This window comes from Streptomyces sp. ST2-7A (assembly GCF_021390475.1).
GTDB lineage: Bacteria > Actinomycetota > Actinomycetes > Streptomycetales > Streptomycetaceae > Streptomyces.
In genome coordinates this window covers 84,948-106,176 of record NZ_JAJUWS010000012.1, presented here as the reverse complement: position 1 = coordinate 106,176, position 21,229 = coordinate 84,948, and the positions used below count along the sequence as shown (strand labels likewise).

Below are 21,229 nucleotides of genomic sequence, written 5' to 3'. Positions count from 1 at the left end.
CCCATCGGGCGGACACCCCGTCCGACGCGATGAGATGGCTTCGACGCCAGGCGAACAGGGTCGCCCGCGCGCTCGATCCGCGGCCCGACATCGGCCCCTTCCCCATGAGCGGTCTGCACGCGGCCGATGCCGGGTCCGCCCACATCGGGTACGTGTTCCGCGACTGGTTGGACGACATCCCCCGGCAGCGGGCCCAGCGCGAGGCGCTGGAGTCCGGCCGGTACATCGGCGTCGCCGCCGGTATGCCCGACCATGTCATCGGCTACGGGCCGGCGTACCTGCACGTCTCCCTCTCCTGCCGTCCCCTCGTGATCCGGAGCGTCATCGGGCGTATGAGGGCGGGATCGCACCACACGGGAGCGCCCCCGTGAACCGAGCCACCCGAAACCTCACGAAAGCAAGAGACGCAACAGGAGGTGTCATGAAGCGATCAGTGGCCCGGCTGTTCGCCGGGGGCGGCCGTGGTGGTGGGTCTGGCCGCCTGTTCCACCGGGAAGACCACCGTGTACCCGGAGCGTCCGCACTACGCCTCCATCGATGATGCCCGGAACTCGGCCTCATCCGTCCCCCCGGTACCGGGGGGACGGCTTCCTCCCGGGCCGGCTCCCCGGCCCCGCCCGTGTCACCGACGCGAACTCGGCGGACCATCGCGGCCGGTTGCCGGGGGCCGGGGCCGGGGCCCGGTCGGTTCAGTGCTTTCGCGGCTGGGGGATGCGGTGTGTCGGGCCCTCCGGCGAAAGGCGGGCCCTGGGGATGAACACGCCCCCGCCGTGCGCGGCACGGCCGCCGGCCGCGTCACCGGGAGCGGTGGGTCCGGGGATGGGACGGGTGTGCGCGGCGAACGTCCCGGCCGCCTCACCCCTCCCGCGCAGGGCCCGGACCAACAGGCCCCAGGCCGACTCCCGCAGGGGGTCGCGGGCGAGAATGGCGTGGATCTCGGGCACCAACTCCGTGTTCCCACCCAGCGCGAGCCGCGCCTCCACCAGCCGCTCGCGCGCGGTCGCGTAGAGGTCATCGAAGGCGTCGAACCGGCGGCGCAGTTCGGTGGAGACCGCGCACTCCCAGCCGAGCGGTCCGCCCCACAGGGCCACCGCCCGCTCGAGCGGCTCGACGGCCTGCCCGGCGTTCCCCGCCCGCAGAGCGGTCGTGCCGCGCACGACCAGGTCGCGGAGCAACGTGGCGTCGAGCTCGTCCGGTTCGACGTCCAGTCGGTAGGAGGTCCCCTCCGGTCCGGAGACGGTCCGCAGGCGTTCGGCCGCCTCCGGCAGACACGTGGCCAACTGTCGCCTCAACTCCGTCACATGCGAGGCGGTGTTGCGACGCGCCGCCTCCGGCGGGTCGTCCCACAATGAGGAGACCAGGCGGGCCGGGGTCACCGGGCGCCCTTCCTCCAGCACCAACAGGGTCAACAGACCGCGCGCCACGGGCCCCCGCACCTCGTGCACCTCGTGCTCGGCCATGCCCGTTCCGACGCCAACCCGTCCCAGTACCCGAAACAGCACCGTGGCTCCCTTCGTCGCACACCGCTGCCGATCCGCGCCCCGGTGACCGGGACGCCGACGAACGGGCGGTCCCGGAACGCGAAGTGGATGATCCATACCCGTCCTCCACGTTCTGAATGCGTCGGGCACGCGCCCGTCACCCCGAGTTCACCGGTATGACCGACGCCCCGGGCCAGGACTTTCCACGGATCGGGCGAATCAACAGCTTCCGGGACGAACCACCCCACCATAAATATGAATACGCGATCGTCCTATGGAACGACGATCGCCTGAATCTCGTCGACGGTCACATCGACGGAGGAGTCGAACTCCCCGTCGGGGAGTGTGTGCCCGCCGCCGAGGGAGTCGGTCCAGGTGACGCCCCATACGAGGGTGGCCTCCATGGTGTGGGGTGTGCCGGTGGTGGTGGAGCGCGGGTAGGTGATGCCGCAGGGTGGTTCATGGCCGGTTCTGCCCGGGGTCCAGGGCTCCCCGATCCGCCCGCCCCGGGCCTCGCATCGGCCGGAGGCGGGGTGGAGCACCGCGTCGGGGGTGCCCGGTGTCAGGCGCAGGGTGTGGGGGGGTGGCGACGGTCTCGGCCCAGATGCCGTAGTCCGGCAGTTCGGCGCGCACGGTCACCGGTTCGAAGGTGTTCTCGTCCAGCCACACCCGGGAGGGGAGGTTGACCACCTGATTGTTCTCGGGGTTGAGGATCACCTCGGTTTCCGGGGACCCGGGTGTACTCCCGGGCCAGGGCGGCCAGGGTGGCGGTGTCCACCACGCCGGGGCCGGGGGGTGGCGGGTCGCCGAAGTCCACCCGGAACAGGCGCGGCTCACAGGAGAGTTGAGCGGCCCGGTCGGGGTGGTCGCGGTTGATCACCCGGGACCAGAACATCCCCTCACCCGCCCGGTCGGCATGGAAGTCCGGGAACTCCCCAACCGGTTACGACCCCGCTACGGTTTCGACCGGCTCAAGAGATGCCGACCCCGCCCGTCATCCGGAAAGTGGAGGTGTTGACTCCTCCCCGGGCTCACCCGGGAGCCCGTCCGGACCGCAGACGCCGGGCCAACCCGACGAGCCGGGCGGCGGTCTGCGGCACGGCGTCTCCTCCGCGAAGGCATCACCGATCCACCGGCGGATCACCCGGAACAGGACGTGCCCGGGAATCCCGTCCGGCGGACCGTCTTCGTCGCGTCCCCCAGGGCCCACCAGGCGGTGGGGAGGTCGTGGTCGGGGAGGCCGCCGAGATCCGGAACGTGCCGGTCGGCGAGGAGGAGTGAGTAGCCCCGGTTCGGGAGGTTCCGCCGGTACGAGGGCAGGAGGACGAAGTCTTGTCCCGACTCGGCGGTCAGGGCCCGTGCGCACTCCGGGGCGTCGAAGCGGAAGGGGCAGGGCGGGAGAATCGGGGTCACGTCCCACGGATCTCCCCGGCACGGGATTTCCGAGAACCTTCCCGGACTATCCCCGGGGTGGAAAGGTGTGGAGCGGCACGTTCCCGAGACGGGTCGGGAAGCTTGATCGAGCACCCGATCCACCCACGGGTCACGATTTTCGAAGATCAACGGAAAACGATCAATGATTGATTCCGTCCACTCAGCCACCCCCGAACCTCCGAGCAGCCAACCGGGGGCGCGCGAAATTTGCCACGAAAGCAGCCCGAATGGAAAATTCGATCCTTTACGAGAGCTTCACCCTCATGGTGATCCGGTGACCACGTTCGGATTCGACTCATTCGTGATCTTTCATGCATTCTGCTGATATCACGCAAGATGGAATCAGGGCATTATTCCATGAATGATTCGGATATGAACCGATCACCCCATGAACACCCTTCCGATGGATGACGGAACGGTAACGTCGCCCGGGGCCCCTCCCTCCGGGTGACCGGAGAGCGTCGATGGTGGGGCGGACGAGTCCTCATCGGGAGGTGAGGGGAGGATGGGAGCCGCGAGGACCCCGGAAGGGGAGGCATCCGGTTCGGAGGGTGATGGCGGTGGGCGGCACGGAGACCGGGACGGCGACCTCGCCGGGCCCGGCGTGGGCGGCGAGGTCGGCGCCGTGACCGACGCGACCCCCGCCGGAGGTCGCGGCGCGCAACTGGCCCGGACCGGCCTGCGGTCCGGGTGGACCACCGGGGCCTGTGCCACGGCCGCCTCCACCGCCGCCTACACCGCGCTGCTGACCGGCGGGTTCCCCGACCCCGTGCGGATCACCCTGCCCAAGGGGCGGACACCGGCCTTCGCCCTCGCCGTGGAGGACCTCGCCCCCGACGGCTCGACCGCCACCGTCGGGGTAGTCAAGGACGCCGGCGACGACCCCGACGTCACCCACGGCGCGCTCGTCCGCTCCACCGTCCGCCGGCTGCCCCCGGGTTCCGGCGTGCGGTTCGTCGCCGGACCCGGCGTCGGCACGGTGACCCGCCCCGGCCTGCCGCTGGAGGTCGGCGAACCCGCGATCAACCCCGTCCCCCGCCGCCTGATGCGCGAGCACCTGACGGAGGTCGCCGTGGTGCACGACGACGGTGCCCCCGACCGGGAACCCGACGTGGAGGTGACGATCTCCGTGGACCACGGCGAGGAGATCGCCCGTTCCACGTGGAACCCGCGCCTGGGCATCCTCGGCGGCCTGTCCATCCTCGGCACCACCGGCGTCGTCGTGCCCTACTCCTGCTCCGCGTGGATCGACAGCATCCGGCGCGGCGTGGACGTCGCCCTGGCCGCCGGCCGCACCCACCTGGCCGCCTGCACCGGCTCCACCTCCGAGCGAACCGTGCTGGCCGAGTACGGGGTGCCGGAGGACGCCCTCCTCGACATGGGGGACTTCGCCGGGGCCGTGCTGAAGTACGTGCGCCGGCACCCCGCGCCCCGGCTCACGATCTGCGGCGGCTTCGCCAAGCTGTCGAAACTCGCCGTGGGGCACCTGGACCTGCACTCGGCGCGGTCCGCCGTGGACAAGGGGTTCCTCGCCGAACTGGCCCGGCGCGGCGGCGCCGGGGACGACCTGGTCGCGGCGGTGGCCGGCGCGAACACCGGCCTGGACGCCCTCCAGCGCTGCCGCGCGGCCGGCGTGCCGCTGGGTGATCTGGTGGCGGTCGAGGCGCGGGATCAGGCGCTGGCCGTACTGCGCGGTGCCCCGGTCGCGGTGGACGTGGTGTGCGTCGACCGGGCGGGCACGGTGGTCGGTCGCAGCCCGGTGCGCGGCCCCGCCCCGACGTGAACCGGGGACGGCCCCGGCGGACGAAACCACGGTCCGAGAGGGTCGGGGCCCCGGGCGTCAGCGGGGAGTGTCGAACAGCAGGGCGCCGACCCGGGCGACGGCCTCCGCCGGATCGGTGACGGTCGGCACCCCGGCCGGGGGCTCCGGGCGGCGCACGATCACCACCGGCACCCCGACCTCCCGGGCGGCGGTGAGCTTGGGGGCCGTGGCCGTTCCCCCGCTGTCCTTGGTGACCAGCACGTCGATCCGGTACTCGCGCAGCAGCGCGCGTTCCCCGTCGAGGTCGAACGGCCCGCGCGCGGTGAGCACCCCCATGCGCGGCGGACACGGGCCCGTCGGCGGGTCCACCGACCGCACCAGGAACCACGGTTCGGCCAGGTGCGCGAAGGCCGCCAGGCCCAGCCGGCCGGTGGTCAGCAGGATCCGCGAACCGAGCGTCGGCAGCAGGCCGGCGGCCTCCGCCAGGGAGTCCACGGGATGCCACCGGTCCCCGGGGACGGGCGTCCAGCCGGGGCGGCGCAACGCCAGCAGCGGCACCCCCGTCTCCCCGGCGGCCAGGGCCGCGTTGGCACCGACCCGGACGGCGAAGGGGTGGGTGGCGTCGATCAGCAGATCCACGGCGTGTTCGCGCAGCCAGTCGGCCAGTCCGGCGGGGCCGCCGAAGCCGCCGATCCGGACCTCGCCCGCCTCCGGGAGTCGGGGAGCGGCGACCCGGCCCGCCAGCGAGGTGGTGACCCGCAGTCCGGTCGGGTGGGCGGCCAGCAGCTCGCCGGCGAGGCGACGGCCCTCGGTGGTGCCGCCGAGGACCAGGACGTGTCGCCCGGGCCGCCCGGGCCGGGTCATCGCCCCGACCGGTCGGCGACATCCGGGGTGCCGGAGCCGCCGGGGCTCGGGCGGTCGCCGGGGACCGGGCGATCACCGGAGGACGGGCGGTCGCCGGAGGACGGGCGGCCATCGGGTTCCCCCGACGTGCCGGCGGCACCGGGGCCCGGCCGGTCACCGGACGTGCCGGAAGCACCGGGGGCCGGGGGCGTGCCGGAGTCGTCGCGCGCACCGGGCCCGGTGTCGGTCGTGCCGCAGGGGGTGCGCATCCGCTCGGCGGAGTACAGGTAACTGTCGGGGAACTGCTCGGCGCCCAGCACCCGCCCGACCATGATCACGGCGGTGCGGGTGATGCCGGCCTCCCGCAACCCGTCGGCGATCCCGGACAGCGGGCCGCGCAACACCACCTCGTCGGCCCGGCTGGCCATCGCGACCACCGCCGCCGGGCAGGCGGCCCCGTAGTGCGGCAGGAGTTCGTCGACCACCCGATCGGCGTGCCGGGCGGCGAGGTGCAGGACGAGAAGCGCGCCGGAGCGACCCAGGGTCGCCAGATCCTCCCCCTCCGGCATGGGCGTGGCGCGCTGCGCGACCCGGGTGAGGACGACGGTCTGGCCGACCGTCGGCACGGTCAGCTCACGTCCCAGAGCCGCCGCCGCAGCGGCGAAGGCCGGCACGCCGGGCACGATCGCGTAGGGCACGCCGGCCGCGTCCAAGCGGCGCATCTGCTCCGCCACGGCGCTGAAGATCGACGGGTCGCCGGAGTGCAGGCGGGCCACGTCGTGGCCCGCCTCGTGGGCGGCGACCATCTCGGCGACGATCTCGTCCAGGGTCAGGCGGGCGGTGTCCACGAGGCGCGCGTCGGGCGGGCACTCGGCGAGGAGTTCGCGCGGCACCAGGCTTCCCGCGTACAGGCACACGCCGCAGGAGGCCAGCAGCCGGGCGCCGCGCAGGGTGATGAGGTCGGCGGCGCCGGGGCCCGCGCCGATGAAGTGGACGGTCACGGGCGCGGTCCTCCGGGGGTGTCGGGGCCGCCGTCGGAAGCCGGCGGGGCGGGCGGGGTGCCGGGTCGGGAGGTGCCCGGGGCCACGGACGGCGCGGGTGGCGCGGCGGACGAGGCGTCGGGGGCAGAGGTCCCGGTGGGTCCCGGGGCGACGGGCTCGGAAGCCGTCGGGCCGGCTCCGGCGGGGCGCGGCCCGGCGGGGCGCGGGGCGGCGGGGCGCGGGGCGGCGGGGCGCGGGGCGGCGGGGCGCGTCACCGACCACTGGGTGACCGGCATGGCCTGCCGCCAGCCCGTGAACCCGCCCACCGGGCGGGCCCGACCCAGCTGGAGCCGGATCAGCTCACCGCCGTGCCGGCGCAGGCGCTCGGCGAGCAGCGCCTCCGACTCCAGGGTGACGGTGTTGACGACCAGCCGGCCGCCGGGCGGCAGCGCCTCCCAGCAGGTGTCCAGCAGGCCGGGCGCGGTGAGGCCGCCACCGACGAAGATCGCGTCGGGGGTCGGCAGTTCGGACAGGGCGGCGGGGGCGGTACCGGTGACCACCCGCAACCGGGGCACGCCCAGGTTCTCGGCGTTGCGGGCGATGCGGGCGGCCCGTTCCGGGTCGCGTTCGACGGTGACGGCCCGGCAGGCGGGGTGGGCGCGCAGCCATTCGACGGCCACGGACCCGGCGCCCCCGCCGACATCCCACAGCAGTTCGCCGGGGGCGGGGGCGAGCGCGGCGAGGGTGACGGCGCGCACGTACCGCTTGGTGAGCTGGCCGTCGTGCTCATAGGCGTCGTCGGGCAGGCCGGGGACCAGGCCGAGGCGGGGGCCGGGGGCGGCCGGTTCGCGCCGGCACTCCAGGGCGACGACGTTGAGCGGGTCGCCGGGCGGCTCGTCCCACCCGACGGCGGGGGTACCGTCGGGGCCGCCGACCGGGCGCTCCCCGGGGCCGCCCAACTGTTCGAGGACCCGCATCCGGGTGGGGCCGAAGCCGCGTTCGCGCAGCAGCGCGGCGACCCGGGCGGGGGTGTCGGCGCCGGCCGAGAGCACCAGCGCCCGGCGGCCGGGATGCAGGGCGGCGGTCAGTGAGGAGAGGGGGCGGCCGACCAGGGTGACCACTTCGGTGTCCTCCACCGGCCACCCGAGGCGGGCACAGGCCAGGGAGATCGAGGAGGGGTGCGGCAGGACCCGCACGCCCTCCGGGCCGAGCTCCTCGACCAGCGCGCGGCCGATGCCGAAGTGCATCGGATCGCCGCTGGCCGGCACGGCGATCCGCCGATCGCGGTGGGCGGCGAGCAGAGCGGGAACGGCCGGGCGCAGCGGGGAGGGCCACGGGACGCGTTCGCCGGGGCAGCCGTCGGGGGCGTCGGCGGGCGGCAGGAGGTCGAGTTGACGGGGGCCGCCGATGAGCACGTCGGCGGCGCGCAGGGCGGCGCGGGCCGGGTCGGTGAGGCCCGCCCAGCCGTCGGCGCCGACGCCGACCACCGTCACGGGGTGGCGCGGGGGTGGTGCGGCGGGCACGGCGGGGTCCTCGGGTCGGCTCCGGAAGGCGGTCCCGGGCGCCCGGAACGCTCCGGATCGGCCCGGCCCGGGAGGGACCCGGGTCGGCGCCCGACCCCGGTACGGGGCGGCGGGCGACCGGAACGGCACTCTACTCGCCGGTCCCGGGCCGCCCCGGCGCCGGGTGCCCGGCCGGGGCGGGGGGCCGCGGCGCCCGGCCCCGGGCCGGGCGCTCCGGTACCCCGTACCCCCGCCACCGCACCCCCGGGGCCGGGGCCGGGGCCGGCGGCTCAGCCCTTGTCGCCCGCCGGGGTGGCGCCGTGCTCCTCCGCCAGCTCGACGATCCGCCCCGCCAGGTCGGTGTCCCGGTGGGTGATGGCGCCGCCCGCGTCGTGGGTGTTCAGCTCGAGGTCGACCGTCGTGTACAGCATGGCGACCCGGGCGTGGTGGTCGGCGGCGTCCTCGGCCGCCGCCAGAGAGGCGTAGAAGCCGGGCAGGTCGTTGCGGCCGATGGTGTACGTCGCGCGCAGCGTGCTGCCGTCGGCCCGCCAGCCGGCGAGTGGGGCGAGGGCCTGCGAGATCTCGGCGTCGGTCAGGGGGGTGGCGGACATCGTGCTCCTCGGTGCTCGGGGCGGCTCGCGGGGGGAGGGGGGACCGGCCCGGCGGCTCCGGCGAACCCGGGCGGTGGGGCCGGACGGTGCGAGCACGCCGATCGTCCGATCCCACCATGCCGCGCCACGGGGCCGGGACAGGAGCTCGGCGTCACGGCGGCGTGTCGCCGCGCTCCCGGCCCGGGGCGGGCGTCCTCCTCGAGGTCACCGGGGCGGACCGGGCCGGCCCCGTGGCGCGGCGGGGCCCGGTGCGGGTGGACGCGGGCCCGGCACCCGGTGGTGAACAGGCGGGCTCGCCGTTCCGATCACCGGGACGGTGGGGCACGGGCCGCGGTGGTCGGTCGTGCGGTGGAGGCGGGCACCACCGGAACGGGGCGCCCGGTGGTCGTCCGGCCCCGGCGGCGCGCCGGTGCGCGCCGGTGCACGCCGGTGCCCCCGGGCGGCATCACCCGGTGGTGGCCGGCCACGAAGCAGCCGCGGAACGGGGCGGTGACGGTCGTCGGGGTCCCGGCCGCGTCGTGAGGCGTGACCGCCGGGGAGCGCCCACGGGTCCTCGACGGCACCGGGATCGGGCAACAGCGGCGCGGCGTCGGGCAGCGCGGAGAGGTAACGCCACGCGGCGTGGCGCAGGGCGCGGATCGGGCCGGATCCGGGCGGGTACGGCCCCCCGAACCGGCGCCTCAGGTGCGCAGGGGGCCCCGGACGACGCTCCTGCCGGAGTGTTCCGGGCTGCCGTTGAACGGCTCCTCCGAGACGTCCACCACCGCGTACTCCCCCAGGTCCACGCCGTGCGGCAGCGGCAGCGCGGCGGTACCGTCCCCGTCCAGGACACCGATGGGGATGAGTCCACCCGCGCTCTCGTCCATCAGCCAGACCTCGAAGTAGCCGGTGGTCTCCGGAAGTCCGCGCACGCTGATCACCAGAACGTGGCCCGCCTCCTCGGCCCCGTCCAGTCGGATCCGGCCCACCGCCGGCAGGTCGACCCCCTCCGGGGGATCGATCCGCACGTACTCCGCGGCGTACTCGACCGAGGGCGTCCCCGCCGGATCACCGTCCCGGCTCATCTGCCACCAGGTGCCGGCACTGCCGAGGAGGACGCCCACCACCAGGGAGGCCGCCACGGCGAACAGCAGCGGACGCCGACGGGGGCCGGGCAGCGGGGCGGGCGACGGCGGCGGGATGGTCCCATCGGACGGCCCGGAACGCGCGGCGGGGACGGCGCCGGTGTCGGCCCCCGGGCCGCCGTCGGCTCCCGGAGTGCCGGGCACGGCCCGGGGTGGGGCTTCCGCGCCGGCTCGATCCGATGAGCGGTCCGCGTCGGCCTGCCCGTTTCCGGCGCCGTTCCGGGCGCTTCCGACCCGCCGGGAGCCGACGGCATCGCCGGAAACGGGCTCGCCGTGCGGGGGGAACGGGAATCCGCCACGGGAGGGCTCGTCGGCGTCCCCACCCGGGAGACCCCCCGGTTCACCCGCCCCGTCCGCGCCGCGCGGGGCGGGGGGTCGGGACGGGGAGGCGGGGGCCAGCGGGTCGATCGTCCCGTCACGGGGGCCGGGGGCGCGGGTGTCGGCGTCCAATTCGTCGGCGATGGCGTCCCACACACGCGGAGGCGGTGCGACGGTGGAGGCGTCCGCCGCACCGGCGCCCCGGGCGGCCGAGACGATCTCCCGCAGGTCGGTCAGTTCCGCCCGGCAGCGCACGCAGCTCTCCAGGTGTCCCCGGGCCGCCGGCGTCGTGGGGGCCGCGACCCCGTCGAGGGCGAGGGCCGCCAGCACGCCTTCCGGAAGGTGCTCCCCGACACCCGGGTCGTCCCCCGCCGTTCCAAAGATTCCGGAAACGGAGGGGGACCCGGCCGCGCCGGGGAGGTCGGAGTCGGTATCGGGACGGCGCTGCTCGCCGAGCGCGCGGGGTCGGCCGCCGTCGGTCTCGGGGCGCCCGCGGTCATCGACCGGATCGTCGCGGTCCACTGCTGTCCACCTCCCCCGGGGGTACGCGGATGCCGGTCCACGACCGGGTGGGCGCGGACCGGAGGGTGCCACGCGCCGACCTGTTCGCGTGGCATGGGAATGTCTTCATCGTAGAAAGTCGTGACTTCCGGGTGGCTGAGGCGGGGACGCCGGCGGCGTACCGGGCACTGCCCGGTGGGGGTCAGGGGTCGATCGGCACGGCCGTCACCACCAGATTGCTCGCGTACCCGCCGCGCTCCGGGTCGTACGGGCCGCCGCACGTGATGAGGGTGAGCACCGGCGGGCCGTCACGGCGGAACAGCTCGTCGGGCAGGTCCCGCTTCTCGATCAGCTCCCGGGCCGTGACCTCGTACCGCAGGGGCTCCGCCCCCTCGCGCCGGATGGTGACGATGTCCCCGGCGCGCACGTCGTACAGGGCTGCCATGGCACCCCGCTCCCCGCCGGCTGCGTCCACGTGACCGGCGAGCACGGCGGACCCCTTCTCCGCCCCGGGCGCCGGCCCGAAGCGGTACCAGCCGACGCGGGAGACGTCCTCCGGTATCTCCATGGTGCCGTCCTCGTTGACGCCGACCGGCTCCAGCGGGGCGTCCCGGCCCGTGCGGGGGAGGGAGATCCCGATGGGATCGATCCCCACCGGGGCGGGGGACACGGCCCCGGTCGATCCCCCCGAGCCGACGGAGGTGGGCGGCGACGCGGAATCCCCAGCCGCGCCGCCGCCCGGTTCGGTGTGCTCCTCCGGGGTGGCCCCCCGGGTGACCTCGGCCCGACTGCCGAAGTCGCCCGGGGCGCCACGTGCCGGAAGGAGGAGGACGACGAGGATGGCCAGGGCGGTGACCGCCACCAACCCGCCGAGCAACACGGGCATCGCGGATCGGTGATCGCGGGGCTCGGTGCCCGTCATCGTTCTCCATCCTCGTTCTTCATGGATTTCGTGGATCCCGCGGATCGGTCGGGGTTCATCGGACTCGGTCGGGTCCGGCCGGGGGCCTTCGGTGATCCCCGGGAGGGCCCCGATGGCTTTCCGCGGGGCCGTGGGACCTCACCGGGGTTCGGGGACGGCCAACGGGGCCCTTCCCGAACCGTGCTCCGAGCCGCCCTCCCGGCCACCCGGGAGGGCTCGGAGGGCTCGGAGGGGGGAGAAGGCCGTTCTCCCCACCCTTCCGGCCGGTGGGAGGGAGTCGCCCGACCCCGAGGGGTGACGCGGGGCCGGGCGTCCCCTTCCGGTCCGCCCGGGGCGCGGGACGGGACGAGGGGCGGTGCCGGGGACCGCGCGCCGGACGGCTCGGGCCCCGGGCACCTCCGATCAGCCCTGCTCGACGGAGCGGCGGCGGACCAGCGCCAGGCCGGCGACACCGGCCAGGGCCGCGGTGGTCCCCACCCCCCACAGGGCGACCTCGGTGGTGGAGTTCACCGGGGCCATGGTGCCGCTACCGCCGGCGTCCACACCACCGGGCGCGGAGTGCAGTTCGTCGATGCTCTGGACGGCGAGGTCGAGGGTGCCGTCCTCCGCGCTGCCCCAGGCGTACACGACGGTGGAGGCGCCCTCGGCGAGCTCGAGGTCGACCGGGCCGAGGACCACGTCATCGGTGCCGGCGAGGACCACATCGGCCTCCACCGTGCCGGCCGGCAGGTCGGCGGACGCCTCGTTCGGGTTCTCCAGTCCCTCGAAGACCGGGTCGCCGGCGGCGCGGACATCGACGGCGGGGGCGGCGGCCACATGGCGGACGGTCAGCCGGGTCTCACCGGCGGCGATCTCGGAGGTGTCGTTGACGAAGGCGGTCAGCTGCGGGTCGCCCTCGGCGGAGAGGTGGGCCGCGACGGTCGCGTTGGCGCCGCCGGGCACCTCGACGGTCTGCTCGATCGCCGGGGCGGCGGCGTCCGGGTCGGCACCGGCCTCGTAGACCGCCAGGTCATAGCTGCCGGCGGGCAGCTCCAGCGGGTCGGTGAGGGTGCCGGGCGCGAAGTCCGGAAGAAGGACCTCACCGTTGGCGTAGACATCCACGGTCAGGCCGGGAACGCCGTGCAACACGGACACGGTGGCGGTGTCGTCGCCGTGCTCGTCGGCACTCGCCGGTATGGCCAGCCCCAGGGTGAGGGCGCACGAACCGGCGGCGGCGACCAGGAAGGAAGCACTGCGCGAGTAGTTCATCGTTTTCCCCTTCACGGTGTTCTCCACTGTGATGTGGAGATTCATCCCGTACTTCCGGACTCCGGGCCCCGACGGATGCAGCCGACGCGGAGAATTCCCCTGACCCCCCGTGGCCTTCCGGGACTTCGGAGCCCCGGGGTCGCCGGGGTCGCCGACGACGGCACCCCGCCACCGGACCGGCGCGGCCCGCGGATGGGGCCCCTCCCGGACGGGGCGCGGCAGGGAGATCGGGGAACGACGTGCCGCCCGGGCCCGCGCGTCCGCCAACCGGTCCACCACCGGGAGCGCGGTCAGTCGTCCCGGTCGGGGTCCCCCGCCGCCGGATATCCGGTGTACCCGGCCTCCTCCAGGCGGCGGCGCAGTCGCAGAAGGCCACGTCGGGCGTGGCTCTTGACCGTCCCCAGGGGCAGGCCGGTGCGTTCGGCGATGTGACTGTGGGTCAGGTCCTCGTAGAAGTTCAGGCGCAGTACCTCGCGCTGACGCGGGGGGAGGAGGTCCAGCTCGCGGGTGATCAGGACGCGCCGCACCACGTCGTCGGCACCGTCCTCCACGGTGCCGACGGCCGCGATGCGCCGGGTGCCGGCCACGGCCGTCAGTTCGTTGCGCCGGGTGCGGGCGGCCAGGGAGTCGGCGATGCGACGCCGGGTGATGCCGACGAGCCAGCCGGGGAGCGGACCGCGATCGGGGCGGTAGGTCGCCCGTCCGCGCCAGGCCGACATGAAGACCTGCTGGGTGATGTCCTCGGCCTCCCGTTGGTCGCCCACCGCGCGAACGGCCAGGGAGTACACCAGGCCGCCCCACAGGCGGTAGGCGTCGGCCATGGCATCGGAGTCGCCGACGACCAGGCGTTCGGCGATCTCCCGACCGACCTCCGCGGCGGGATCCGACGACTCGTTCTCCCGTTCCGGACCGTTCCCCGCGACGACACCCCCGGGGGGCGGCGCGGTGGGCACGGACGCGGGACCCGGCACGGGGACGGGTGCGCGGGCGATGTCGGGCGCGACCGGAATGTCCTGCGCATCGGCGGACGGGGTCGGGGCCCCGGTCCCGGTCACGCCCCCGGTATCGGAGGCGGGGCCGCGCGGGCCGGTTCCCCGGGACCCGACACCGGGAAGGCGTCCGGCCCGATCGGACCGGATGGGGCGGGACACCGCCCCGGTACGCGCTTCACGAACGCGCTCGAACTCATGTGTTGCTGTGGCCACGTGGTCGCTCCTCCCGCCGGGCCGGGGGCCGGTCGGTTGGCCGGGACGGATGTCCCGGCTCGTGCAGGTCCGCACGAGTTGGACACCGACACCGGGCGCTTCGTCACGCCGCGGCCATCTCATCGTGGGATGAAGCGACGCAACGCACAACTTGCGTCGTTTCTGCGTCGTATCTCCGAAAGGGGTCGTAGAGTGGGCGTATGCCCGAGGAGAAAGCGGCGCCCCCGCCCGACGGCACACCCCGGCGCCGCTCACCGCGAACAGTGGAACCGCAGGTCGGAGGGGGTGAGGACGCGAGCGTGGGAAGTGCCGGGTTGACCACCGGGGCGGTTTCCAAACGTTTCGGCGTGGCGCCCACGACACTGCGCTCCTGGGATCGGCGCTACGGCATCGGCCCGGCCGGGCACACCGGCGGCCGACATCGGCGCTGGACGCCGGAGGACATCGCCGTCCTGGCCCACATGTGCCGACTGACCAGCGAGGGTGTGCCACCGGCCGAAGCCGCCGCGGAGGCCCGACGGGCGGCGGGAACGGGCGGGGATCCGATGAGCGGCCCCGCTCCCGGCGACATTCGGTGGAATTCCGGGTCCGACACGCCGGAGAGCGCGCGGAAGGCCGCGGGGAGCGCCGGAGCCCCGCCGCGGGCGTCCGCCGGGGACGCCCCGACGGCCGGGCGGACCACCGCCCCGACGGCCGGGACCACCACCGCGCGCACCCCGAACCCCACGCGCCCCGCCGACGTCGACATCGACACCGGCCGGACCGGGAAGCCCGAGTCCGACGGCGAACCGTCGGGGGGCACCGCCGCCTCCGACACCCCCGGGGGAACCCCGCGTCGCACACCCGCCGGGGGCGGGAACACCCTGCCGCTCGGGGAGAACGTCCACCAGGAGTGCCGCGGCCTGGCCCGTGCCGCCGTGCGGCTGGACGCCCCCACGGTGCAGCGCCGTCTGGAGGCGGCGATCGCCGATCACGGCCTGGTCACCGCCTGGAACGAGGTGATCATGCCCGCCCTGCGCGCGGTGGGACGCAAGTGGCAGACCTCGGGCGAGCGGTACGTGGAGGTCGAGCACCTGCTGTCGTGGCACGTCTCGTCGGTGCTGCGGCTCACGGTCGCCCGGGCCGGTGTTCCGGCGGCGGGGTCGCCCGTGGTGTTGGCCTGCACGCCGAACGAATTGCACACCCTGCCGTTGGAGGCGGTGTCGGCCGGATTGGCCGAACGGGACGTCCCGCAGCGGATGTTCGGTGCGGCGGTGCCCGCCGAGGCGTTGTTCGACGCGGTGCGCCGGACCGGGCCGGCGGCGGTGGCGCTGTGGTCCCAGTCCCGGGGGACGGCGGATCGGGCGATGGCGCACCGGTTGACCGGTCTCGCGTGGGGGATAAGGGGAGCCCGTACCCGGCCGAAGGTGCTGACGCTGGGTCCGGGATGGTCGGCCGGCCCGACCGTGCCCGGCACCCGCCGCCCCACCACCCTGGGTTCGGCGGTGGACCTGCTGGTCGCGGCCTCGGTGGGGGCCGGGGCCGACGCGGCCTGATCACCCCATCTTTCCTCCCGCCGGACCTCTCTCGGCGTGCGGTGACCCCGGGCTTCCCGACCGGTGACCCGGTCGCGGGGAAGGGGCGCGGGCCTCCCCGCGCCGGCCTCCCCGCGCGGATGTCCCGCCGGGCGCGTCCGGACGAACCAGAGTGGGCCGGGTGGCCCGACGAGGCGGGGGAGCCGGGCGCCGGGAAAGAACCACATGAGGGGAAAAGCGACGCGAGGCCGGAAAGATCTCACTTCCGCCTCTCCCCGCTCGTTCTCCCTCCCCCTCTTCTGCGGTATGACGGTCATTTGAATTTGGGTGATTGACCATCAACACACGTGCCGGCCATTCCCTCCGGGTCCCGCTGAGCGGTACCGTGCCCGGGCGTCACGTCCGCATCCCGGACGTGACCTTCCGATCGCACGTCGTTGAACCGTTCCTGCCGTCACACCCGGAAGGATCCCCCACCCGTGAAACGACCGCAGCGCCGCCTGCGCGGCTCCCTGGCCGCCGTGGCCACGGCGGCCATCGCCGCCCCCCTGCTGCTCGCCGGCCCCGCCTCCGCGAACACCGTCCCCACCGCCGAGGCCGCGCCGACGCACGCCGAACCCGGGAAGCCGGGCAAGCCCGATCGGGCCGAGAGGAAGGGCGAACAACTCGCCCGGACCCTGGTCCGGACCACCACCGGGAAGGGCGCCCTGCGCCACCTGGAGGAGTTCCAGCGGATCGCCGACGCCCACGACGGCAACCGCGCCGCCGGCACCCCCGGCTACGACGCCTCCGCCGCCTACGCGGCCCGGGTCCTGGAGCGCGCCGGCTACGACGTCACCCTCCAGTACTTCCCCTTCCTGTACCGCGAGACCGTCACCGAGCGGTTGGTGCAACTCTCGCCCGAGGAGCGGGAGATCGAGGTGCGGTTGATGTCGCACACCGCCGCCTCCCCCGCCGGCGGGACCACCGCCGAGCTGGTCGAGGCCCCGACCGTCGGCGAGGACGGCGCCGGCTGCACGGCCGAGTCCTTCGCGGACGGCGACTTCGAGGGACGGATCGCCCTGATCCAGCGGGGCGTGTGCCCCTTCGCCCTCAAGCAGGCCAACGCCGCCGAGGCGGGTGCCGTCGGCGCCATCGTCTACAACAACGTCGAGGGGCAGCTCAACGGCACCCTGGGCGAGCCCGGTGCCGGCGTCGTGCCCACGGGCGGCATCTCGCTCGCCGACGGCGAGGCCCTGTCCGCCGCGTTGTCCGCCGGTGAGACCGTGGTCGTCGACTTCGAGGTGGAGGAGTTCGCCGAGGAGCGGATGACCCCGAACGTCCTGGCCGAGACGCCGGGTGGGGACCCCTCGAACGTGATCATGGTCGGTGCCCACCTGGACTCCGTCCTGGAGGGTCCCGGCATCAACGACAACGCCTCCGGTTCGGCCGGGGTACTGGAGACCGCCACCCAGCTGGCGAAGGCGACCAAGCCGATCGGCAAGGGCAAGCCCTCGCCGCACGCCGGCCCCAACAAGGTGCGCTTCGCCCTGTGGTCGGCCGAGGAGCTGGGCCTGCTGGGCGCCCACCACTACGTGGACGAGCTGACCGAGGAGGAGCGCGAGGCGATCGCCCTCTACCTCAACTTCGACATGATCGCCTCGCCCAACTACGGCCTGTTCGTCTACGACGGTGACGGCTCCGAGGGCCTCTCCGGCGCCGGCCCCGAGGGCTCCGCGCAGATCGAGTACCTGATCAACGGGTTCATGGAGGACAAGGGCTGGAACCCGCGCCCCACCGCCTTCAGCGGACGCAGCGACTACGGCCCCTTCATCGAGGTCGGCATCCCGGCGGGCGGCACCTTCACCGGTGCCGAGGGCGTCAAGACCGAGGCCCAGGCCGAGCTGTGGGGCGGCCTGGCCGGGGTGGCCTACGACCCCTGCTACCACGCCGCCTGTGACGACCTGTCCAACGTCGACGTCACCGCGCTGGACATCAACGTCAAGGTGATCGCGTACGCCACCGCCCGGTACTCCTGGAGCACCGCCTCCCTGGACCGCCCGGTTCCGCCGGGGCCGGCCGCCGACCCGGAGACCGCCGACAGCGGCGGCCTGCACGGCGACCACGACCACGGCCACGAGGACGCGGCCTGAGGTTCCCGGGGAGACGTTCACGACGGGCCGCGCGGAGCGGACCGTCGGCGGACACCCCGCCGGTGCCCGGCGACCATCCGGTCGGCGGGCACCGGCGCGTCCGGGGGCCGGAGGTGAACGGCGTCGCGGGGATGTCCCGGCCGGGGGGTGAACGGTCTCCGGACGCGCGGCCGGACGCGCCCCGCGTTCGACACCCGATCCCCTGTGGCGGCCACGCCCCACACCTCCCGGCACGTCCATGACACCGGCCGCGCCCGCCCCGTCCCGGGTTCCGCGCGACCACCGACGAGGCTGCGGAGCCGTTCACCCGAGCGGTAGGCTCTGTCCTGTGATCTTCAAGCGCATCGGCGAGGGGCGGCCGTATCCCGACCACGGCCGGGACAACACCCGGCAGTGGGCGGACGTCGCGCCACGTCCCGTGCGCCTGGACCAGCTCGTCACCACCAAGGGCCAGCTGGATCTGGCAACCCTGCTCGCCGAGGACTCCACCTTCTACGGTGACCTCTTCGCGCACGTGGTGAAGTGGCGCGGCGACCTGTACCTGGAGGACGGCCTGCACCGCGCCGTCCGGGCCGCCCTCCAGCAGCGGCAGGTACTGCACGCCCGGGTGCTCGAGCTGGACTGATCGCGACCCGGTCGGCGTCCGCCGCCGGCTCCCGGGACGGGTCCGGGTTCGGGTCCCCGAACGACTCCCGGCCCCCCTGTGGTCCCCGAACGGCTCCGAGGTTCCCGAACGGACTCGAAGCGGCGTCGGAAGGGGTGACGAACAGTCGCCGACGCCCCACCCGCTCGCCCGATTCCTTTGCCTCCGGGGCCGGTTGACCGATGTGGGGTGCCATCGGACGCACCGTCGTCGGGCCCTCCGGCCCGCCCAACCGGCCCTCCGTCACCCATTCCGTTGATCATCTTGTAGGCGCGCCCTGGTCACCCGGCTACGCTTCGACCATGAGCATGCTGACGCCACCCGGCATGCGCGGACGCAAGTACCGCGTCACCGGCAACAGCTACCCGCGGATCCGTCGCCCGCGCCGTCGCAGCAGGACGGTCGCCGTGATCGGCAGCATCGTCGCGCTGGGCGTCCTCGGCTTCGGCACCCTTCAACTCGTCGACGTCTTCGCCGGCGGGGATCCGGAGCGCGCCGCCGCCGCGAACGCGACGGACGAGGAGGAGTGCGGCACCGCCGACACGTCCCCCGAACCCGCCGAACTCCCGTCCCCCGACACCATCACCGTGAACGTCTACAACGCCACCGACCGCTCCGGCCTGGCCCAGAGCACCGCCGACACCCTCGCCGAACGCGGCTTCCTGATCGGCCTCGTGGAGAACGCCCCCGGGGATCTGGACGGCACCGTCCCCTCCACCGGCCTGCTGATCGGCACACCGGACGCCGAGGAGAGCGGCGTGCTGACCGTCCTGGGCGCGCACGCCGTCGGCGCCGAGACCGGCGCCCCCCGCCAACCCGTGGACGCCGACGAATCCGGGGAAGCCGACGGGAGCGGGAAGCCCGGGGGAACCGGGGCCTCCGGAAACCGCGTGGTGGACCTGGTGCTCGGCGACGCCTTCGACACGCTGGCCGAGCCCGCCGAGGTCGAGGCGGCCCTGGCCGCCCTCGTCGCGGCGAGCCCCACCGAACCCGACTGCTGAACCCACCCCGTCCGGCCCCCTCCCGCCCGCCGCGTCCCGCCGGAACACGGCGGGCGCGGGGCGGTCGGGACGGGTGGGGCGAACGCCGCCGCGCGAACGGCGACCCCACCGGTGCCTCAGGTCGTGCCGTACATCCGGTCGCCCGCGTCCCCCAGGCCGGGGACGATGAAGCCCTGTTCGTTCAACCGCTCGTCCAGTGCGGCGGTCACCACCGTCACCGGGCTTCCCGCCAACTCCTCCTCCAGGTGGGCGACACCCTCCGGAGCGGCCAGCAGGCACAGCGCCGTCACGTCGTCGGCGCCCCGGTCCATCAGTTCCCGGATCGCGACCGCCAACGTCCCGCCGGTGGCCAGCATCGGGTCCAACACGTACACCTGGCGGCCCGAGAGGTCCTCCGGCATCCGGTTGGCATAGGTGGAGGACTTCAGCGTCCGCTCGTCACGGATCATGCCGAGGAAACCGACCTCCGCCGTCGGCAGCAACCGGACCATGCCGTCCAGCATCCCGAGGCCGGCCCGGATGATCGGCACCACCAGGGGGCGCGGATGCGACAGCCGCACGCCGGTGGTGTCGGTGACGGGCGTGCGGATGCCCACCCGCTCCGTGCGCACCTGTCGGGTGGCCTCGTACGCCAGCAGGGTCACCAGTTCGTCGGCCAACCGGCGGAACGTCGGGGAATCGGTGCGCTCGTCGCGCAACGTGGTCAGCTTGTGGGCCACCAGCGGGTGGTCGACGACATGGATCCGCATGGCCCCGACAGTACCCAACCCGCCGGGACCGGCCCGGACCGCCCGGGGCGGTGGACAACCGATCCGGACCCACCGGATGACCACCGGCGCCGACCCGCGCACCCTCGGTGATCAGGGGATACCCGCCCACCGTCCCGGGCAGGAACAACGGGAGACAACGTGGAGGGGCGGGACGTGCGCGCCCCCGGGGACCGTCGCTCCCGGCCCCCGTCCCACCGGATCGCGCGGACCGGCACGCCCGACACACCACCCGACCGGCGGAACGCGAATCGGGAGCGGGCAGAGGCAGGAGGAACCATGCCGAGACCCGGCTATCCGGAACGGCCCGACACCGACCGCGGTCGCCGCCGGGCCGAGTTCCTGCGCGAACTCAAGGAGGCCAAGGCACTGCGCGATCGGGTCCGCCCCCGCCGGGCCCGCACCGCGAGGTTGCGCCTTCAACAACGGATGCGGACATTCCGTTGGTGAGGCGTTGAGTTGCCCGACAGATCCCGGCTTTTCTGTCACGATGCAAACAGGCACGCAACGGGCACGCCACAGGCACTGACGGATTGCCGAACCGAGTGGGGAGAGTCGAGGTGTACTTCACCGCACTGCTCGCGCGCACCGAGAACGGTTGGGAAGCGAGCGACACCGAGCTGGACGACGTGGAGAGCCTGGACGAGCTGGCCGATCTGGCGCGCGCGGCGTCGCCCGACGACGAGCCGGTCCTCGTCTGCATCGAACAGGAGGGCGCCTGGTTCGGCGTCGTCCGCGTGGACGGCGAGGAGGATCCCCGGATCTTCGTCTCCGACGCCTCACGGGCCATGCGCAGTGGCTGGGGCGAAATCCTGATCGGTGACGAGTTGCTGGGCCGGGAGCCGCGCGAGACGCGCGTCCCGGAGGAACTGACGGACCTCGACGGCACCGAGGAGGGGCCCTCCGCGGAGGCGCTCGCCGAGGAGGAGCCGACACCCCCCGAGGCGGTCCCGGCCGGGCCGGTCGGGGATCCGGAGCTGATGGAGGACTTCGGCATCGAGGCGCGGACCGTACTCACCCTGACACCGGAGAACGCCCTGGGCGAGATCGCCGACGCGCTGGGCTGCGCGGAGGTGCTGGAGGCCGTCCGCTGAGAACCCCGCGCCGAGGACACCGGCCGCCGTCACCCCACCGGGCGCCGGCGGCCTTCCCGATTCCGGGCCCCGGGCCGCCGGCCCCCGATCCCGCCGGCCCACCGGATCCGGTGGGCCGGCCCTCCCGTAGCGTCGTGCCCCGCGTCC

The 21,229-nt window shown here is 74.6% G+C and carries 20 protein-coding genes and 1 pseudogene; 8 read left to right on the top strand and 13 right to left on the bottom strand.

The window, feature by feature from the left end; translation table 11 throughout:
* Positions 1-29 precede the first annotated feature (29 nt).
* Entirely contained in the window at positions 30-371 is a 342-nt protein-coding gene (locus LZF96_RS10085) for a hypothetical protein (RefSeq protein ID WP_233869050.1), read from the top strand.
* Positions 372-689: 318 nt separating this feature from the next.
* Here LZF96_RS10085 and LZF96_RS10080 read toward each other — a convergent pair whose 3' ends face one another.
* The 4 genes from LZF96_RS10080 to LZF96_RS10070 form a co-directional block, all read right to left on the bottom strand.
* Positions 690-1,460, bottom strand: coding sequence for a BTAD domain-containing putative transcriptional regulator (locus tag LZF96_RS10080; RefSeq protein ID WP_233869048.1), 771 nt, complete (start codon positions 1,458-1,460; stop codon positions 690-692).
* Positions 1,461-1,753: 293 nt separating this feature from the next.
* The gene (locus LZF96_RS26515; RefSeq protein WP_267940687.1) at positions 1,754-1,885 is read right to left on the bottom strand and encodes a hypothetical protein; all 132 of its coding nucleotides are present in this window, start codon (positions 1,883-1,885) and stop codon (positions 1,754-1,756) included.
* Positions 1,886-1,940: 55 nt separating this feature from the next.
* Positions 1,941-2,198, bottom strand: a complete 258-nt coding sequence (locus LZF96_RS10075; protein ID WP_233869046.1) for a hypothetical protein — start codon at positions 2,196-2,198, stop codon at positions 1,941-1,943.
* A gap of 423 nt (positions 2,199-2,621) precedes the next feature.
* On the bottom strand, positions 2,622-2,894 hold the full coding sequence (locus tag LZF96_RS10070; protein ID WP_233869044.1) for a hypothetical protein: 273 nt from the start codon (positions 2,892-2,894) through the stop codon (positions 2,622-2,624).
* Positions 2,895-3,420: 526 nt separating this feature from the next.
* On the opposite strand from LZF96_RS10070, the gene LZF96_RS10065 reads away from it, so the two are divergent.
* The gene (locus tag LZF96_RS10065; RefSeq protein WP_233869042.1) at positions 3,421-4,698 is read left to right on the top strand and encodes a cobalt-precorrin-5B (C(1))-methyltransferase; all 1,278 of its coding nucleotides are present in this window, start codon (positions 3,421-3,423) and stop codon (positions 4,696-4,698) included.
* 57 nt (positions 4,699-4,755) lie between these two features.
* On the opposite strand, the gene LZF96_RS10060 is transcribed toward LZF96_RS10065, so the two are convergent.
* The 8 genes and pseudogenes from LZF96_RS10060 to LZF96_RS10025 form a co-directional block, all read right to left on the bottom strand.
* Positions 4,756-5,541, bottom strand: coding sequence for a cobalt-precorrin-6A reductase (locus LZF96_RS10060; RefSeq protein ID WP_233869040.1), 786 nt, complete (start codon positions 5,539-5,541; stop codon positions 4,756-4,758).
* Positions 5,542-5,774: 233 nt separating this feature from the next.
* Positions 5,775-6,521, bottom strand: a pseudogene (cobM, locus tag LZF96_RS10055) (precorrin-4 C(11)-methyltransferase); the annotation flags it as partial.
* On the bottom strand, positions 6,518-8,023 hold the full coding sequence (gene cbiE / locus LZF96_RS10050; protein WP_233869038.1) for a precorrin-6y C5,15-methyltransferase (decarboxylating) subunit CbiE: 1,506 nt from the start codon (positions 8,021-8,023) through the stop codon (positions 6,518-6,520). The pseudogene cobM and the gene cbiE, both read right to left, overlap by 4 nt.
* A 269-nt stretch (positions 8,024-8,292) precedes the next feature.
* On the bottom strand, positions 8,293-8,613 hold the full coding sequence (locus LZF96_RS10045) for a 4a-hydroxytetrahydrobiopterin dehydratase (RefSeq protein ID WP_233869034.1): 321 nt from the start codon (positions 8,611-8,613) through the stop codon (positions 8,293-8,295).
* A gap of 680 nt (positions 8,614-9,293) precedes the next feature.
* Positions 9,294-10,577: an anti-sigma factor gene (locus LZF96_RS10040; protein WP_233869031.1), complete on the bottom strand. Its 1,284-nt coding sequence runs from the start codon at positions 10,575-10,577 to the stop codon at positions 9,294-9,296.
* A gap of 181 nt (positions 10,578-10,758) precedes the next feature.
* Complete coding sequence (locus LZF96_RS10035; protein WP_233869028.1) at positions 10,759-11,478, bottom strand: class F sortase; 720 nt, start codon at positions 11,476-11,478, stop codon at positions 10,759-10,761.
* Positions 11,479-11,880: 402 nt separating this feature from the next.
* Positions 11,881-12,726: a DUF4397 domain-containing protein gene (locus tag LZF96_RS10030; RefSeq protein ID WP_233869124.1), complete on the bottom strand. Its 846-nt coding sequence runs from the start codon at positions 12,724-12,726 to the stop codon at positions 11,881-11,883.
* A 290-nt stretch (positions 12,727-13,016) separates the two neighbouring features.
* Entirely contained in the window at positions 13,017-13,781 is a 765-nt protein-coding gene (locus tag LZF96_RS10025; RefSeq protein WP_233869025.1) for an RNA polymerase sigma factor, read from the bottom strand.
* A 464-nt stretch (positions 13,782-14,245) separates the two neighbouring features.
* Here LZF96_RS10025 and LZF96_RS10020 point away from each other — a divergent pair, with 464 nt between their 5' ends.
* From LZF96_RS10020 to LZF96_RS10005, 4 genes are all read left to right on the top strand, one after another.
* On the top strand, positions 14,246-15,466 hold the full coding sequence (locus tag LZF96_RS10020) for a MerR family transcriptional regulator (protein ID WP_267940707.1): 1,221 nt from the start codon (positions 14,246-14,248) through the stop codon (positions 15,464-15,466).
* 458 nt (positions 15,467-15,924) lie between these two features.
* Positions 15,925-17,577, top strand: a complete 1,653-nt coding sequence (locus LZF96_RS10015) for a M28 family metallopeptidase (protein WP_233869019.1) — start codon at positions 15,925-15,927, stop codon at positions 17,575-17,577.
* 328 nt (positions 17,578-17,905) lie between these two features.
* Positions 17,906-18,202, top strand: coding sequence for a type II toxin-antitoxin system VapB family antitoxin (locus tag LZF96_RS10010; RefSeq protein WP_233869016.1), 297 nt, complete (start codon positions 17,906-17,908; stop codon positions 18,200-18,202).
* A 320-nt stretch (positions 18,203-18,522) separates the two neighbouring features.
* Positions 18,523-19,221 (top strand): LytR C-terminal domain-containing protein, encoded by a 699-nt coding sequence (locus LZF96_RS10005; protein WP_233869013.1) that lies wholly within the window; start codon positions 18,523-18,525, stop codon positions 19,219-19,221.
* Positions 19,222-19,337: 116 nt separating this feature from the next.
* Here the strand turns inward: LZF96_RS10005 and upp are convergent, their stop codons facing one another.
* A complete protein-coding gene (gene upp, locus LZF96_RS10000) occupies positions 19,338-19,970 on the bottom strand; it encodes a uracil phosphoribosyltransferase (protein WP_233869010.1) in 633 nt (210 codons plus the stop codon).
* A 219-nt stretch (positions 19,971-20,189) separates the two neighbouring features.
* Here upp and LZF96_RS09995 point away from each other — a divergent pair, with 219 nt between their 5' ends.
* On the top strand, positions 20,190-20,438 hold the full coding sequence (locus LZF96_RS09995; RefSeq protein ID WP_374203187.1) for a hypothetical protein: 249 nt from the start codon (positions 20,190-20,192) through the stop codon (positions 20,436-20,438).
* 110 nt (positions 20,439-20,548) lie between these two features.
* Positions 20,549-21,082 carry a hypothetical protein gene (locus tag LZF96_RS09990; RefSeq protein WP_233869005.1) on the top strand — a complete coding sequence of 178 codons (534 nt, stop codon included), beginning with the start codon at positions 20,549-20,551 and terminating at the stop codon, positions 21,080-21,082.
* Positions 21,083-21,229: the final 147 nt, after the last annotated feature.